Origin of the sequence: Aureivirga sp. CE67 (assembly GCF_015767245.1) — a bacterium.
Classification (GTDB): Bacteria; Bacteroidota; Bacteroidia; order Flavobacteriales; family Flavobacteriaceae; genus Aureivirga.
This window is the reverse complement of record NZ_JADOTV010000001.1, coordinates 800,795-816,610: the sequence shown is the minus strand read 5'-3', so window position 1 is coordinate 816,610 and position 15,816 is coordinate 800,795. Positions and strand designations below refer to the sequence as shown.

Sequence of the window (15,816 nt, the reverse complement as noted above, 5' to 3'; positions counted from 1 at the left end):
AATATTTAGTAAATTTATAGGAAGAAACTTATAAAAGTACATCCTATGAACAATTTAGAGCAGCATGAGCTTTACGAAGCAGCGAGAAGAAGGGTTAGACAAAAAAGAGGAGTATTTGTCCACTTGGTAATTTTGATCATTGTTTCGGTCTTTTTGTACATAGGAAATGTCGTTTTTGATTACGGAAAACAAGAATATGGAAATTGGTATGAGATCATTATATTTTTGTGGTTGTTCTTTTGGATTTTGCATTTTATCAATGTTTTTATCACAAAGCAATTTATGGGGAAAAAATGGGAGCGAGCGCAAACAGAAAAACTCATGAAAAAGTATAAAGACAAAATGGAGCAAATTGAAAAGAAAATAATTGAAGACGAAATAACAAAGAAAAAGGAAGATACAGGAGAAATGGAATAATTCATTTTTCTTTTATAAACAAAACTTACTTAAAAAAAACATGATTACACTAATTGCTGCAATAGGAAAGAACAATGAGCTTGGAAAAGATAACCAATTAATTTGGCGTCTTTCTACAGACTTAAAACGTTTCAAACGATTAACTACAGGACATGTAGTGATTATGGGAAGAAAAACCTACGCTTCCATGAATAAACCTTTACCAAACAGAACAAATATTGTAATTACAAGAAATCCTGATTTTACGGCAGAAGGTTGCATTGTAGTTTCTAGTTTGGAAGAAGCTTTAAAAGAAGCAAAAAAATATGATGAAAACCCATTTATTGTTGGTGGAGGAGAGATTTATAGATTGGCAATGTCTATAGCAGATGTTTTAGAAATCACTTATGTACACCATACTTTTGAAGCAGATGCATTTTTCCCAGAAATTCCTTTGGACCAATGGGAAGCAACTTTTGAAGAAGATCATGTGGCAGATGAAAAGAATGAGTACGATTTTAGCTTTATCACTTATCAAAAAAAATAAAACATGATTATCAAAGAAATTTTAGGTAAAAAACCACATATTGGAGAAAACTGTTTTGTTGCAGAAAATGCTGTGATTGTAGGAGATGTTATGATGGGGGATGATTGTAGTGTTTGGTACAATGCAGTTATTCGTGGAGATGTTCACTTTATAAAAATGGGAAATAAAGTAAATGTACAGGATGGAGCAGTAATTCATGCAACCTATCAAAAATCGCCAACTACGATTGGAAATAATGTTTCTATCGGGCATAATGCTTTAGTACATGGTTGTACTGTAAAAGATAATGTTTTGATAGGAATGGGAGCAATTGTAATGGATGATTGTGTGATTGAAGAAAATGTAATCATCGCAGCAGGAGCAGTGCTTACCAAAGGAACTGTTGCAGAATCTGGAAGTGTGTACGCTGGTATGCCTGCAAAGAAAATTAAAGATTTAGATACAGAATTATTAGAAGGAGAAATTCATCGAATTGCTAATAATTATGTAAAGTATGCTTCTTGGCATCATTAAACCAAAAACCGAAATCAAATTAAAACAAGTATAAATGTAAAAGCATCTTGAAAATTAATTCAAGATGCTTTTTCTAGTTAAAAAGTAAACCTTTTATTTTAAAATTTAGAAAATACTTATAGTTATATGATTTAAATAAACACGATTGACTCTTAATATATTAAAGTATTTTTCAGAATAACATTGAAAATTTTAGAGTTTGGAGCATAAAAAGCACCACATGGAAATTTTAAAATAAAAGAAATAAAGAAAGCCCAACCTTCTCCAGTATGGCATAGGAAAAGGAGACTTTCTAGGTATAGATATTAAACTACTCTTTAACTATTTTTCGTAAGTAAACTTCATTTTGTGTTGTTAAAACTTTAATGAAATAAATACCTTCTTTATAGCTTGATAAGTTTAAAGTGTTTGAATTCTCGATTGTGTTTAATCTTTTACCAGTGATAGAATATAAAGAGATTGATTTTACTTCTTGGTTTTTGATACTTACAGTTACGTTTGAACTACTTGGGTTTGGATAAACATTGAATGTTTTTTCCTGATCAAAATTTGGAATATCTAATGGATCAGCTAAATCGATCATGTATTTTACAATTCCTAAATCACCTGTTGCGATGTATGCAATTACAAACTCATCTTTAAAGCTAAAATCGATACTGCTAGAAGCAATATGATCAATTTTTTCAAATGGTAAAGCATTCCAAGTATCCGCATTATCTTTACTGTAAAGTAATTGAGCTTCTACAAATTCACCAGAGTGAATAGCAGCAACAACTTGACCTTCAACTTCAGTAGAATATGCTGCATGACGAACATTTTCAGCTGTGAATACTTTTTCCCAGTTTTGTAAATCTGTTGTTTTGTAGATTCCTGTTTTAGCTGTTGCTAAATATTCATTTTCTACATCAGGATTTTGAACGATATCTGTAATAACTTCTCCTTCTTCAATTCCAGAATTGATTAAAGTCCAGTTTTCTCCAGCATCTGTAGATTCATAAATTTCATCTACAAGACCAATAATGATATGGTTTGAATCTGTTTTATCTATTTCAAAGGCAGAAATGAATTTTTCAGCATTTGGTGTAGTAATGAAAGTTGGAGTAGGGTTGAAAATCTCTGTGAAATCAAGTTTAATAAATTCATTAGAACTTAAAGACATCCAAACGATATTTGCATTGTTAGGATCTGTATTTAAATCATAAATTTGAGAAAGTCCAGGTGAGAAAATTGGAGTAGAAGTTGCTCCATGGTCTGTACTTACATTGAAAGAACTACCTAAAAATCCTGAAACAACACTAAAAATTTGTCCTTCGTGATTCTTATCAACAAAAACAGCCGCTTCATTTACAGTTACTACATCTACAGGTTGTACATTATAAATATTTTCAGTTTCTGTAGTTAAGTTTTTATGACCAATTCCACTTTGTACTGTATAATAAACATGCTCTTCTTCTCCGTAAAAGCTTCCTGCTACATGAGCAGTATAAAAGGGTGCTAAAACTTTTGTTCCTAAAGTTTCTCCACCATTCGTTGATTTGAAAGCTCTAAAATCAGAAGTAATAATTATTTCATCCGTATTAAATGGATTGAATGAAAAATGAGTTCCATAATGATAAGTATTGTCTAAATCAAAAACTTCAAAAGCATGATTTGTCCAAGTTGCACCACCATCTTTTGAAATTACGATCTCGTTATCTTCAAGTGCAACAATATTATTTGAATCATTAGGATTTATATAAATTCCTAAAATTGAGTTGAAAGTAACATCTGTCCAATTAAATTCAGATTCTACAAAAGTTTCTCCACCATCTGTAGTTTTAAAAATCATTTCTGGTTGCGAACCTCCAAGACCAGATGTATTACCTACATAAAAAATATCAGAATTTGAAGGATCAAACCCAATTGTTCCATACTCTAAATTAGGAAATTTATCTTCCCAGTTTTCTCCACCATCAGAACTAACTAATAATCCTCCGTCTGCATCCGTTGGTCCAAAACCTAAAGAAATAAACATTTTTTCTTTATTATCAGGGCTAAATCTAACTTCGTGTGTTGTGATATTATTGTATGAAGTTTGGTCATAAACTTCAACCCAATTCTCTCCTCCATCTTTTGTTAAATATACCATTGAATAAGAATCAATTCCTATTTTGTATCCGATATTTACCAAAACATAGTCATTATCATCTTCATGAATATCATAGTTCTTAATCCATTTAGAGTTTGCATCAGCTGGAGTAAGAGGGGTGATTTGTTTTGTGATTTCTTTCGTTTCTTTATTTAAAATATAAATAGAAACTTTATTGAAATCATGATGAAGAAATACATTAAAACTGATGTGTTCCTCATCGATATGCTTAATATCTTTTAATAGTACGTTTGCTGGGAAAGAGTAAAAAATATTCCAAGTCTCTCCATTATCATCAGAGCTTACAATATGATTTCCTAAAGTTGTTGCAAAAAGTTTATTTTCTACAACATTATCATGCATAATATTTTCTAAACGAGGGTATTCATTTGTACCCACTGGTTCTACTTGAGCATTTACTGCAAGAGTTGCAGCAAATAATAAAATTGAAGTAATAATTTTAGTCATATCTATTTGGCTTTTTTGAGCTTTACAAAACAAGTAGATTAAAAACGGTATTCTAAAAAAAATGATTGAAACAGTGTGACGTAGGATAAGAAATAGTGTGACATTTTTAAAAATTGGTCAAAAAATCAAATAAATCACCACTGTTTTCTAAGTTTAACTTTTTGGAAATACGTTCTTTACGTTTTCTGCAAGCATCCGGAGTGATATTGAAGATAGAAGCGATTTCTTTAGAGGTTAAATTCATAAAAACATAGGAAATAAAACGAATATCATTTGCATTTAGAGCCGAAAATTTCTTTTTAAGCCTAGATAATAAACCTTGATTTACTTCTTCAAAATGCTTGATGAAATTATTCCATTCATTATCTGTTTGGATTAAACTTTTTAGTTTCTTGATTTGCTCAAAATTAGAATTTTCCCCTTTTTGAGTTTTATTTGTTTCCAAGTCTTTGATGATTTCCGTCAACAATTCATTTCGATTAGACATATAAAGTGCTTTTGCGGAAAGTTCTCTATTTCTAGTTTCGATTAAATTTTTAAGACGTTCTTTTTCCAAAAGAGCTTTGGTTTTATTTTCCTCAATTTGTTTTTCAAGAATCAGATTATCGCTTTCTTTTTTCTTTAATTCTAATTCTAAAATTTTCTGATTACGCTCAAAAAGTGTTTTACGCTGTGTATTTTTTATTTTGATATTTCTGATAGTATAAATCAAAAATGCAAGAACAATGATGGCGAATAAAATGGTGATGAAGTAAACCTTTTTTTGCGATTCCATCTTGATTTCATTCTCTCGAAGTTTGTTTACAGAATCTTCTAATTCAAATTTTATCTTATTCTTTTCAAAAACTTGTGCCTTTGTTTTGTTAGAAGTTTCGATATAAAAATCATGTGCTTTATTTTTTGTATCTAAAGATTTTTGATATTGTTTATCCTTAAAATAAATATCCGATAGAAGTTGGTAGATATCTACTTTTAAGTCCGAATAATTATTGTTTTCTAAACTCTTTAAAACAGATTTTAAAGCATCAGAATTTCTATTTTGATGAAAATAAGTTTCACCAAGTAAAAATAAAATTTTGAAATCATCTTTTTCAGCCAACCTTTCTGTTTTCGGAGAAATTTCATTTAAAAGTACTTCGGCTTCTTTATAATTTTTAAAATGAATCAGATTTCTAGCAAAAGCTATTTTAGCTATTTTTTGTTGTTTAGGATGTTTTTCTAAAAGTTGAATAGCATCAGAAAAATATTCCTGCGCTTTTTCTCGATTTTCCTTTTGAATATTTATTTCTCCAAGATTTATGGAATACAGACCAATTGTATAATCTTCTTTAGTTTTTAATGCAATTTCGTATGCTTTACTAATATATTCTTCAGCCTTTTCATATTTTTCATCCATAGAATAAAGCACCGAAATATTATTCAAAACAATCATTTCTTCCTTTTCATCCAATTCTTTGATAGCAATGGTATAAGCTTCTAAATAATTTTCTAAAGCTTCTCCATTATCCAACATACTATAATAATTATTCCCAATATTATTGATTGCTAAAAATTCTAAATAATTCCAATCATTTTCTTGAGCTTCTTCTTTTGCTTTGGTTAAAAGTTGTATTGATTTTGTATAGTTTTTTTTATAAAACTCTTCTAGTCCATCAGTAATTAATTTTTTACAAGCTTCTTTAGGAGTAGCAAAAGAAAATAGGATGAATAAAATTGGGATTAAAAGGAATCTTCGCATTGGTTTAACTAAAATTTTCTCAAAAATATAAAACTAAAGAAATTAGAAGTTATTGTTGCGTTGATTTAACGAATATTATATTTAAAATGAATTGTATTTTTCTTTTAAGTTAAAGGAGGGGAATAATTTAACAGAAATGTTTTTTAATGAAAATTCTTTTATTATAAGGAGGTAATGGCAATGTAGAATATTTGAGTTAGGGATTGCAGCGGCATCCTTTTTTGGCTTTTTTCAAGCCGAAAAAGATATAGCGGAAAGCCCGACCTTTTCTTGTGTTTCTGAAAACACAAGAAAAGGGAACTTCCAAAAAAGTATGTTTTATTAAGTAAACACACCCCTTAATCTTCTCAAGAGGGGAAATTTTTTATAAATACAACTCACTTCCTTTATCTGCAAACTCTTTTGCTTTTTCTTGCATTCCTGCTTCCAAAGCTTCTTCGCTGTCTAATTCTTTTTTCGCTGCGAAATCACGAACTTCTTGTGTGATTTTCATCGAACAGAAATGTGGCCCACACATCGAACAGAAATGTGCAACTTTTGCTCCTTCTGCCGGAAGTGTCTCATCGTGATACTCACGAGCCAATTCTGGATCTAAAGAAAGATTGAACTGATCTTCCCAACGGAATTCGAAACGAGCTTTACTTAATGCATCATCACGATATTGCGCTCCAGGATGTCCTTTTGCTAAATCTGCTGCGTGTGCTGCCAATTTATAAGTAATAACTCCCGTACGAACATCTTCTTTATTTGGAAGACCTAAATGCTCTTTTGGCGTAACATAACAAAGCATTGCTGTTCCGAACCAACCAATCATTGCTGCTCCGATACCTGAAGTAATATGATCATAACCTGGAGCAATATCTGTAGTTAAAGGTCCTAAAGTGTAGAAAGGAGCTTCTCCACAAACTTCCAATTGTTTGTCCATATTTTCTTTAATCATGTGCATTGGAACGTGTCCTGGTCCTTCGATAAAAGTTTGTACATCGTGTTTCCAAGCGATTTTTGTCAATTCTCCTAAAGTTTCTAATTCTGCAAATTGCGCTTCATCATTTGCATCTGCGATAGAACCTGGACGAAGTCCATCTCCAAGAGAGAAAGCAACGTTATAAGCTTTCATGATATCACAAATCTCTTCGAAATGTGTGTATAAGAAACTTTCTTTATGATGTGCCAAACACCATTTTGCCATGATAGAACCACCACGAGAAACAATTCCTGTCACACGTTTCGCAGTCATCGGAATATGATGTAAACGAACTCCTGCGTGAATTGTGAAATAATCCACACCTTGTTCTGCTTGTTCAATTAAAGTATCCTTGAAAATCTCCCAAGTTAAATCTTCTGCTTTTCCATTTACTTTTTCTAAAGCTTGGTAAATTGGTACTGTTCCTACTGGAACTGGAGAATTACGAAGAATCCACTCACGAGTTTCATGAATATTTTTTCCTGTAGATAAATCCATGATATTATCAGCTCCCCAACGACAAGCCCAAACCGCTTTTTCTACTTCTTCTTCAATACTTGAAGTAACGGCAGAATTTCCAATATTCGCATTGATTTTTACCAAGAAATTTCTACCAATAATCATCGGTTCTGCTTCTGGATGATTGATATTACTAGGAATTACCGCTCTACCTCTTGCAACTTCTTCACGAACAAACTCTGGAGTGATTTCTTTTGGAATACTAGCTCCAAAACTTTGTCCAGGATGTTGTTTTGTCAATTGCTTAACTTCTTGTAGTTTTTGGTTTTCACGAATGGCAACATATTCCATCTCCGCAGTGATGATTCCTTTTTTCGCATAATACATTTGCGAAACATTTCCACCTTCTTTTGCTTTGAATGGTTTGTGAATATGATTGAAACGTAAATAATCTAAATCTTCATTATTTAATCTTTCATTGCAGTATTCTGAAGAAAATCTGTCTTGTTGTTCTACATCTCCTCTGTCTAAAATCCATTGCTCACGAATTCTCTCAATTCCGCTGTGCACATTGATTTCGATATTTGGATCTGTATAAGGACCACTTGTATCATAAACTGTTACAGGTGCATTTGGAGTTCTCTTACGAGTCATTGCATCTACAGTGTCATTCAATGAGATTTCTCGCATTGGCACACGGATTTCTGGAAATAAATTTCCTTCTACATAAATTTTCTTAGAGCTTGGAAAAGGTGTTGTTGTAATCACACTTTTCTCAGGGATTCGATCTTTTTTCATCGGTTGCTTGTTGTTTAAAGGTTTTTAATTCAACCAATAAGCGTTTTTGGGGAAGATAAGCTCTGTGCATTCAACCAGTTTTTATTAAAAAACTAGGAATACAATTAAAAATATACAAAATATATATTCTAAATTACCACAAAATACACTTAGGTTGGTTTTGATATACTATAAAACTAACCTCCCTGAGTTGCTTGAATAATCAAAATAGCATCTCCATTTTGAAGCATGGTTGTGCTCCAATTAGCTTTTGAAACAATAGCTTCATTGATAGCTATTGCTATTCCGTCTATGTTTTGATTGATTTCTTGCAACAAATTGCTAAGTGTACTTTTTTCTGCAATTTGGTATACTTGGTTGTTCAGGTTTATAGATATCATTGTCATAAAAAATTGAATAATAACCATAAACTTTAGCTGAAAATTTGCTCGAAAAGAGCAAACTGAAAAGAAGTATCCACAAAAAAGTGGTTTCACTTTTCCCTACGGTAGGGTTATCTACGTCAGGTTCAAAGGGTATTTCTCAGTCTAATTATTAAGACACCCCTAAAGTTTACTAAAACGAAGATATAAAATTTTTTTGAGTTTGGAAATGGAATTATTAGGGATTGTTTTTTTAAATTCGTGGGAATAAAAAATTAGTTATGGAATTGGAAAGTTTTTCAGAAGAAGGTAGGATTGTTTTATCAAAAGAGGAATTCTGTGAAAAAGTTAAGAATAATGATTTTAAGGATAATGAAAATTATATTATTCAAGAGGAAATCTCTGTTCATAAAAAACATAAAGATATTTTTAATGGAAATAGTATCATATTAAAGTCAATAGAAATTAAAAATGTTTTATTTAAGGAAAACGTTTCTTTTCAGGAATTAAATATTGAACTTCCATTTAAGTTTATAAATTGTATTTTTAGTAAAATATTTAGTTTAAATCAGATAATTAATCAAAATACGATTAGTACAGAAGCTCATTATTTTTTTTATTTTGAATCATGTAAAATTAAACTATTTAGTCTTTTAAATAAATCTAAAATATCAAAACCTATTTATTTTGAAAATTCTTTTTTAGAACAATTATCTATTATTGATAGTGAAATTGTATCTGACTCTGGCTTATTTGAGTATCAAATAGGATTATTTATTAAAAAGACAGAAGTCAAAAATCAAATTGATTTAATTAAATCTGGATTTGGTGTAATTCAAATTTATGATAATTCAATTATTAATTGTAATTCATTTAAAATTAATAATGTTAATATTTTAGATTTAGAATTTACAAATTCTTCATTTAAAGGAGATATAGAGGTCATTAATAGTGAAATTACAAAAACATTATATTTGTATGATAATACATTTCAGGAAAGACCAATGATTTTGAATACAACCATAAATCAATTTAATTGTATTCAAAATGAGTTTAAAAAAGGATTAACATTTCATTTTAGAGAAAGGAATTACGATACCTTTGATATGATATTATTAAGTTCAAAATTTTTAGAACCTTTTTATTTTGAAGGTAAGATTTTAATTAAAAAATTACTCTTTTCTTTTTCATCAAAAAATGAAGGAATAATTAAGTTTAGTAATATAAAAGTGAATAGTTTATCATTAAATGGAGTAAACAATGATTTACTTTTAATATTAAAAAATACTATTTTACAAAATATAGAATTCAAAGACTTTGTAAATAAAAACTCTTTAATGTTTCAAAATTGTCAAACTATTTATAAAGAAAGTTCTCTAAAAATTATTGATAGTGATTTAGGAGATACAAAATTTAATGATTTTTCTTTCAAGAGTTTTAAAGAAATTCAGATTGAAAATTCTTTTATCAATGAAATTAAAACTTCAAATGTTGAATGGTTTGAGGACGAACAGTTAACTACAAACTCAGAAGATGCATTCAAAACACAACGAAACAAAAGAGAAATTTATAAACAATTAAAACAAGCTTTAGAATCTAATGGAAATAAAATTGATAGTTTACTTTTCAAATCAAGAGAAAAGAAAACATATCAAGAGGAGCTGAAGTTATCAAATAAAGCTAAATATGATGATCGATTTATACTATGGGTTGGTTCAATAAATAATCATGGGCAAAGTTGGTTGAAAGCTTTATGGATCTTATTGATTGTGAATTTTTTATTTTATGCAATTCTAATTCTACCTTTTTCAAAGGAATTTACTTTTTCATTCGCTGAAAATTGGAATGATTTAGAGTCATCATTTCATCAAGTTTTTAATACAAAATCATGGAAATTATATTTCCAACTCCTCAATCCAACAAGAAAACTATCTACACTTTATGGTTTTACAGATAAAAACTCCATAACAACAGGAGTTGTGATTTTAGATATTTTCCAAAGATTGGTTTTAGGTATTTTCTATTTCCAAATCATTCAGGCTTTCAGAAAATTTGTTGGGAAGTAGAATAGTTAGAATATTATTTTACACACCCCTAGCCCCTCTCGAGAGGGGAATTTTTTTTATTCTCCATTTTTCTCTTCCAAATTCTTAATAAAAGCAGAAGGCGTCATATTATGGATTTTGGCAAAAGCAATAGAGAAACTTTTTTTGTTTGAATAACCACATTCTTCAGAAATTGCAGAAATCGTATATTTTCTAAATTTCGGATCTTCTTGCAGTTTTTTGGTGGCAAAATTAATTCGAAGAGTGTTGATATAATTGGAAAAATTACATTGTTTTTCAGAATTAATCACCGTAGAAAGATAACTCGAATTGGTTTTAAATTCTTTGGCTAATGTTTGTAGCGTATATTTTTTATTGGTGAATTTTTCTGAAACTTCAAATTGTTCTAGTTTTTTCAGGATTTCTAGACGAATATCTTCCGGAACTTTCTTTTTGTTCGTTTCTATTTCTGTTGTCTTTTTCGGACTTTCTTTAATTTTTTGTTCAAATTCATTTTTGATTTTTTGTGTTTTCTTTCGCCAAAAGAAATAAATCAAGGCTCCTATTAAAAATGAAGCTATCAGGATAGAAAATAACAAGGTTTTGAACTTATAAGAATTTTGATTTTGAGCCAGAAGTAAAGCTTTATCTTTTTTCAGTTCATTGATGTCATAATCATTCAGACAATTTTTTACACAAGAAACATTATAATCGTAAATACTGTCATATTCCAACAATTTGGAAGTGAATTCCAACTGTTTTTTGATGTTCTGTTTCGATTTGTAATAATTGATTAGCTCTGTATAAGTTTTTAAAACCGTCGGCGTTATTTTCTGATTTTCACTTACAATTTTGTCTAGTTTTATCAGATTTTCAATAGCTTTTTCTGGTTGAATTTTATGCTGTGTCAGATACAAATAATAATAATTCGGAATAAGATGTTGCGCTTCAATTTCTTTTTTATTTAAAGCTTCATCTAAAGAGTTTTGTAAAGTATCTAGCGCTTTTTCGTAGTTTTCATTATAAAAATAATAACGTCCTTTATTTACTTTCAGCTGGTGATAAAACAAAGGATTTTTCTTCAAAACAGAATCCTGAAAAGCTTTTTGAATATAAGCATACGAAGAATCGAGTTCTTTAAGATCCAAAAGATTTTGAATCACGGCAGACAAAGAACGTGTGTGGTAAATCGATTTTTTCAGCTTCTTGTCTTTCTCCATATAATGGAAAATTTCCAGATTCGATTCTAAACTTTCTTCTTTAAAACCGATTGCTTCTTTTTTCTCCGCAATATCCAATAAAATAATATGATGCATCAGCGTGTCTTTGCTTTTTTTCGCATATTTTATTGCTTTCAGATAATTTTCTAGAGAAGCAGTCTGATCATTTTCTTCTGATAGTTTTTGCCCTTTTAAATAATAAACATTTGCTTGTAGATATGGATTGGAAAATTTGTTTTCCAAAGAAATAATACTGTCCAGGTAAGTGTTACTTTTCTCATTGTCCAGAAGTGCATAATTATAATAAGCATTTGAAATTTTCTCGTAATTATTTTCTTGTTTTCCTTTACTCAAATACATTTCCAAATGTTGAAAATAAAGTATCGAATCCTTTTTCGAAACTAGTAAGTTATTTTCAATTTCTTCATAAGTACAAGATGCCAAATCTTCTTCCAGATTTTGTCCAAAAAAAGAAGTGACAGCTAAACAAAAAACGATAAGTGTATTTCTAATTTTCAAACCCATTTCGTCTGCCAGTAACAATTTAATTTTCACAAAAATAAATGAAAAGCATAGATAAATACTAATTTTTTAATATTAAAAATAGGATTTATGTCGTGTTTTTTAATTCTGCTTACTGTTTTATAGTTTTTTGGTGAGAATCCTTGAATTTAAAGGGATTAAGGTTTTGGATTTTTATGAATAATACGTGGAATATTTATAAATCTTCCCCTAATCGAAATTTTTCAGTCTAAATATCTAATAGTTTTGCTGTAGATAATTTTTCGAAAAATTGATAAAAAAATGAATGTTTAAAACGGTTTGAATTTTATTTAGAAAGATCAAAATTTCCCTCTTGAGAGGCGTTAGGGGTGTGTAAATAATTCCTATTTCTAAATATGATTTTTAAAACAAAAAAAGAACTGTTTTTAATTCCAAAAGAAACTGAATTACCAAATTTTAAAAAAGAGAATAAAATGAAAAAACTAGTCATACTGATCGTAATTTGTTTGTCGAATATTAGTTTTGGGCAAGAAGTAAAAAGATTTGAATCTTCGAGAGGAGTAAGTCATTTGTGTGGAGAATTTAATGTGGAAGTTTTAGAAGAAGATGAAAATTTTCAGAAATGGTTTGTCAAAAATTATGAGGAATTTCCAGAAGTAGAAAAACAAAAATGGGCAAAAAAACTAAAAGATGTAGAAGTGGATATTTATCTTGGAACTTGGTGTGGAGATAGCAAAAGATGGGTGCCAAGATTTGTGAAAATTTGGGATGATTTAGGATTGAAAAGAGAGCAATTAAAATTTATCGCACTTTATGATTCTACAAAAGAAAATACTTACAAACAAAGTCCAGACGGAGAAGAAAAAGGAAAAGGAATCCATAGAGTACCAACTTTTATTTTTAAAAGAAATCAGGAAGAAATTGCAAGAATTGTAGAGACACCAAATAATAGTTTGGAAGTGGATATCAAACAAATTGCTATGGATTGTCCATCAAAACCAAATTATAGAGTTGCGAACTATTTTATGAAAGAATTTCAAGAAAAAAACATCGACGAAATTTATGAAAATTATAGTGATTACTACAGAAAAGCATATTATACGGACAGTTATAGCGAGTTAAATACTGCTGGACGAGTTTTTGCAGAATCTGGAGACTTGTCAAAAGCGATTATAATTTTTAGGATTAATTCGAGAATTCATTCTTATGAACCTAGAGCATATTCTAATTTAGCTTACGCTTTAGAGCTTGATTCTAAGTATGAAGAGGCAATAGAAAATTATGAAAAAGTATTGTTGTTAGATAGAAGTAATGAGAGTGCAAAAGAAGGTTTGAAAGAGTTGCGTAATAAATAAATTGAGAAGGTAGCAAGGCAAAAGAGAAAATGTAAGGAGGATTATATTAGACGAAGTGTTTGTTTTTTTAATTGTATATTTCATTAAAAATATTTGTTTCAAAAAAATAAAAAACAGCTATATGTCTTTAAAAAAAATCTATTTGATCTTCTTTTTAAGTTATTCTATTTTCTCTTTTGCGCAACCTGAAATGACACCTATAGTTGCAGATGTAGATATTGAATTTTTAGATTCTAGAAGGAAAGTTTTAAATTTTCATACTAATGATTCTTTGCATTTTCAAAGTGGGAAATATGGGGTGGAATTTTATTCCGTTTATACCATAATTAAAAATGATATAGAACAAATTCGCTTAAAAGAAGCATTTTATAAAATGTTTGAAACACATTTGTATTATGGTGCTATTGGTAAAGTTTGTATGGAATTTAAATTTTCAACTAAAATGTTTGATAAGTATAATGGGATAAATGAAAACATAGCGAAAATTGTTTTTAAGAAAAAAAATAAGACAATGACGGTTTATCTCAATTTTAAAAAATACTCCAAAAACTTTAAGGTAGAAGATTTAAAAATTCGGTTTAAAAAAGGAACTTTTGTTATAGAGGATTTTGAAACTTATAAGCTTCTTTCTAAGAAAGATAGTTATAATATCTATGATGAAGAAAATTTTGATAGGTAGAGAAATCTTCAATAGAAAACTCTATTTTAGCGAAAACTATTAATATAAATTTCTTGTTTTAATAGAAAAAAGAAGCTTAAAAAGAGTTGATTGCTATTAGATAAGATTGCTGTTTATCAAAATTATGAAAAAAAACTTATTACTATTAGTGGTATTGTTACCACTTTTCTCCTTTGCTCAAAACTGTGATTGTACTTCGAAATTTGAATGGGTTAAAAAAACATTTGAAGAAAATGATGCTGGTTTTTCTTACATTTTAGAAAAAAAAGGAAAAGAAGCTTACGAAAATCACAACCGGATTTTTAGAGAAAAAGTTGCTGATTTGGAAGACGAATATAAATGTGGGCAGGCACTTTACGAATGGCTGTATTTCTTTCGTAAATTCCATTTAGGTATTCAATTGTTGAATTATAAAGAAGCTGAAGTAGTTAAAGAATCTGATCGTGAGATTATCGCAAAGTTTAAGGATTGGGAAAAAAGAGATTTAGATTTAAAGGAATTTAAAAAATATCTTTCTTCTAAGAAAACTCAGGATTATGAAGGAATTTGGAGTTCTCCACCTTATACTATTGCAATTAAAAAAGTAGGAGATTCTTATGAGGGAATTATTTTAGAAGCAGATGGTGTGTATTGGCAGAAAGGACAAGTGAAACTTAAAATTGAGAAAGGAAAGGAAGAAAATAGAGTAACTTATTATCTGAAAGATCATTCTGCACGAAACTATAAAATAAATACATTTGGGAAAAGTCGATTGACTATAGGATTTGTAATTTTAGAAAGAAAATTCCCTGAGATAGAAGCAGAACCAGAAGTAGAACGATTTCTACATACAATGACTACTAAAGAACCTTATTTTGAAAAAATCGATAATAAAACAGTTTTACTTAGAATTCCTTCTTTTGCGATTGATCAAAAAGCGAAAATTGATAGTCTAATTCAAGCAAATAAAAAATTGATACATAAAACACCAAACTTCATAATTGATATCCGAAATAATGGAGGTGGTGGAGATAGTAGCTTTCAAGAACTTTTACCTATTATTTATACAAATCCGATTAGAACCGTTAAACTAGAATTACTTTCAACTCCTTTAAACAACAGTCGTCTTTTGGATTATATCGAGAATGATTATGGCTTTTCTGAGAAACAAAAAGAAAGTTTTCAAAGAGATTATGATACACTATCAAAACATTTAGGAGAATTCGTAAGGTTTGGAGACGAACCAATAGTTGTCGATACTTTTGATAAAGTTTATAAGTATCCAGAAAATGTAGGAATTATCATTAATGAAAATGTTGCAAGTACTTCTGAACAATTCTTGTTAGCTGCAAAGCAAAGTAAAAAAGTAAAGCTTTTTGGAACTTCGACATTAGGAGTTTTAGATATTTCAAATCAATATAATGTAAAATCACCTTGTGAAGATATTTTATTGACTTATTCTATTTCAAAAAGTTTGAGAATTCCTCATATGACGATAGATGGAAAAGGAATTCAACCAGATTATTATATTCACAAATCAACTCCAAGGTATGAGTGGATTAATTATGTAACAGAAATTTTAAACGAAAAGTAATTTGTAGAAAATAGATTTTTTTAGGTTAAAGCTGTATTTTCTTTTGTCGAATTACTTTTTTTAATAA

Annotated in this window: 12 protein-coding genes and 1 riboswitch; of the genes, 7 read left to right on the top strand and 5 right to left on the bottom strand. The window is 29.2% G+C overall.

Going from position 1 to position 15,816, the window contains the following annotated elements; all coding sequences use genetic code 11:
- Positions 1–45: 45 nt before the first annotated feature.
- Genes I0K12_RS03690 through I0K12_RS03680 form a run of 3 tightly spaced genes read left to right on the top strand, consistent with a single transcriptional unit; the run spans position 46 to position 1,456 of the window.
- Positions 46–417: a 2TM domain-containing protein gene (locus tag I0K12_RS03690; protein ID WP_196885524.1), complete on the top strand. Its 372-nt coding sequence runs from the start codon at positions 46–48 to the stop codon at positions 415–417.
- Positions 418–457: 40 nt separating this feature from the next.
- The gene (locus tag I0K12_RS03685; protein WP_196885523.1) at positions 458–943 is read left to right on the top strand and encodes a dihydrofolate reductase; all 486 of its coding nucleotides are present in this window, start codon (positions 458–460) and stop codon (positions 941–943) included.
- A 3-nt stretch (positions 944–946) separates the two neighbouring features.
- Entirely contained in the window at positions 947–1,456 is a 510-nt protein-coding gene (locus I0K12_RS03680; protein WP_196885522.1) for a gamma carbonic anhydrase family protein, read from the top strand.
- Positions 1,457–1,766: 310 nt separating this feature from the next.
- Here the strand turns inward: I0K12_RS03680 and I0K12_RS03675 are convergent, their stop codons facing one another.
- From I0K12_RS03675 to thiS, 4 genes are all read right to left on the bottom strand, one after another.
- Positions 1,767–4,052 carry a T9SS type A sorting domain-containing protein gene (locus I0K12_RS03675; protein ID WP_196885521.1) on the bottom strand — a complete coding sequence of 762 codons (2,286 nt, stop codon included), beginning with the start codon at positions 4,050–4,052 and terminating at the stop codon, positions 1,767–1,769.
- A 106-nt stretch (positions 4,053–4,158) separates the two neighbouring features.
- On the bottom strand, positions 4,159–5,790 hold the full coding sequence (locus tag I0K12_RS03670; RefSeq protein ID WP_196885520.1) for a tetratricopeptide repeat protein: 1,632 nt from the start codon (positions 5,788–5,790) through the stop codon (positions 4,159–4,161).
- Between the two features lie 364 nt (positions 5,791–6,154).
- Complete coding sequence (gene thiC / locus I0K12_RS03665) at positions 6,155–8,011, bottom strand: phosphomethylpyrimidine synthase ThiC (RefSeq protein ID WP_196885519.1); 1,857 nt, start codon at positions 8,009–8,011, stop codon at positions 6,155–6,157.
- 176 nt (positions 8,012–8,187) lie between these two features.
- Entirely contained in the window at positions 8,188–8,391 is a 204-nt protein-coding gene (gene thiS, locus I0K12_RS03660; RefSeq protein WP_196885518.1) for a sulfur carrier protein ThiS, read from the bottom strand.
- An 82-nt stretch (positions 8,392–8,473) separates the two neighbouring features.
- A riboswitch (TPP riboswitch) is annotated at positions 8,474–8,568 on the bottom strand.
- An 86-nt stretch (positions 8,569–8,654) separates the two neighbouring features.
- On the opposite strand from thiS, the gene I0K12_RS03655 reads away from it, so the two are divergent.
- Positions 8,655–10,439, top strand: coding sequence for a hypothetical protein (locus I0K12_RS03655; RefSeq protein WP_196885517.1), 1,785 nt, complete (start codon positions 8,655–8,657; stop codon positions 10,437–10,439).
- 56 nt (positions 10,440–10,495) lie between these two features.
- On the opposite strand, the gene I0K12_RS03650 is transcribed toward I0K12_RS03655, so the two are convergent.
- The gene (locus I0K12_RS03650) at positions 10,496–12,181 is read right to left on the bottom strand and encodes a helix-turn-helix domain-containing protein (RefSeq protein WP_231372693.1); all 1,686 of its coding nucleotides are present in this window, start codon (positions 12,179–12,181) and stop codon (positions 10,496–10,498) included.
- A gap of 434 nt (positions 12,182–12,615) precedes the next feature.
- On the opposite strand from I0K12_RS03650, the gene I0K12_RS03645 reads away from it, so the two are divergent.
- The 3 genes from I0K12_RS03645 (at position 12,616) to I0K12_RS03635 (ending at position 15,749) form a co-directional block, all read left to right on the top strand.
- A complete protein-coding gene (locus I0K12_RS03645; protein WP_196885515.1) occupies positions 12,616–13,497 on the top strand; it encodes a tetratricopeptide repeat protein in 882 nt (293 codons plus the stop codon).
- Positions 13,498–13,618: 121 nt separating this feature from the next.
- On the top strand, positions 13,619–14,176 hold the full coding sequence (locus I0K12_RS03640; RefSeq protein ID WP_196885514.1) for a hypothetical protein: 558 nt from the start codon (positions 13,619–13,621) through the stop codon (positions 14,174–14,176).
- Positions 14,177–14,300: 124 nt separating this feature from the next.
- A complete protein-coding gene (locus I0K12_RS03635) occupies positions 14,301–15,749 on the top strand; it encodes a S41 family peptidase (protein WP_196885513.1) in 1,449 nt (482 codons plus the stop codon).
- Positions 15,750–15,816 lie beyond the last annotated feature (67 nt).